Annotated in this window: 1 protein-coding gene and 2 pseudogenes; all 3 read left to right on the top strand. The window is 32.8% G+C overall.

Features of this window, described 5'->3' with window-relative positions:
* Positions 1 to 633: pseudogene (locus ACZBKJ_RS09840) on the top strand (hypothetical protein); the annotation flags it as partial.
* The gene (locus tag ACZBKJ_RS09835; RefSeq protein ID WP_463200914.1) at positions 602 to 868 is read left to right on the top strand and encodes a hypothetical protein; all 267 of its coding nucleotides are present in this window, start codon (positions 602 to 604) and stop codon (positions 866 to 868) included. The pseudogene ACZBKJ_RS09840 and the gene ACZBKJ_RS09835, both read left to right, overlap by 32 nt.
* 232 nt (positions 869 to 1,100) lie before the next feature.
* Positions 1,101 to 1,311 (top strand): annotated as a pseudogene (locus ACZBKJ_RS09830) (hypothetical protein); the annotation flags it as partial.

The following is a 1,311-nucleotide window of genomic DNA, read 5'->3' as shown; positions in this document are numbered from 1 at the left end:
AGCATTCCAAAGATTGATCAATACCTAGAAGAACAAGGTTTTAATAAAGAAGTTAGAGATACCGCCTTACTTGCTCTATCAGCAGGCATTGGTGCGACTGTTGGTGGTGATACTGCAAGTGTTGTGAATAATGTGGGGCAGGTTGAGTGGAATTATTTGAGTCATCAAGAGAATGAAAGATTGAGAGAGTTAAGAAAGGAAAAGTCCAGACCCTCTAACGCTTATGGCAATTGTGTATCTCAAAGATGTGCACAAATTACACGAGAAATACAAGAGCTTAAGAATCTTAGTAAACAAAGAGATAAGGTGTTTGATACGGCTTATGAAAATTGTAGGGCTGGATTATCATGCGATAATTTTTATTATTTACATGTTACTCAACGAAATGAGTGGAATAAAGAAGGGGTTGAATTATTTAAAAAGCAATTCAACCCAAAATTAAGTCATGAACAGCAGTCTGAAGATTTTAAAAAAACTTGGGGTAAATATGAGGAGTATAAGAATGCCTTTCATAATTTTTCCATTGATGGAAAAACAATTTTAAAAAATCCCGATGGGACCTATCCTTATGCAAAATATGTACATAGAGAAGGTGGTCAATTTGAGGTTATTGTGGATAAAAAAAACAGGTAAGATTATTAATACACTGTCTAATGCTGGTACATTTAATTATTATAAAGATTTGATAGGTCATACAGATTATGATGTTGATCCTTGGACGGATTTTGGCAGTGGTAACGGCGATAATACGGAATACAATTTGCGTAGATCTGGTTCGGGTATATTATTTGGAGAGTTTGGTATTTGGGATGACAAAGATAAGGCTATAGAAAAATTTAAAGAGATTGATAGGAAGAAAAAGAAATGAGATGCTTTGAAAAGATATTTGTTTTATTGATTATTGATTTTATTATTATTTTTAACTTAGGTCTGATTTTTGGCTCTCCCTTTACTGATCATTTTATGTTTAAAGTTTTTCCTTATTATTTATCTATTACAATATTATTAATATTTTTTTATTACGCTATTTCTTTATTTTTTAAGAAAATGCATAATTATTACTTGATATTTTTTGTTTTATTTGTCCTTGTAAAAGAGTATTGTGCAGTGTTCCTATACGGGGCGTCGATTCTATAGGTATATCTAAAACCAATCATAAACTAGGACTGTCAGGTTTAGGTTATGGTAAAATAGACCCTATCCACAAGACATCCATTACCAAATCTGCCATCACTGACCAAGCAGGACTTAGCCACATAAGCACAGACAACTTTAACAGTGAAGATGGTCAACAAGCCCTAAACCCCATCA

The sequence above is a fragment of the Moraxella sp. I5G genome (genome assembly GCF_055193055.1).
The sequence above is the reverse complement of the archived record's forward strand: the minus strand, read 5'-3'. Positions and strand labels throughout refer to the sequence as shown.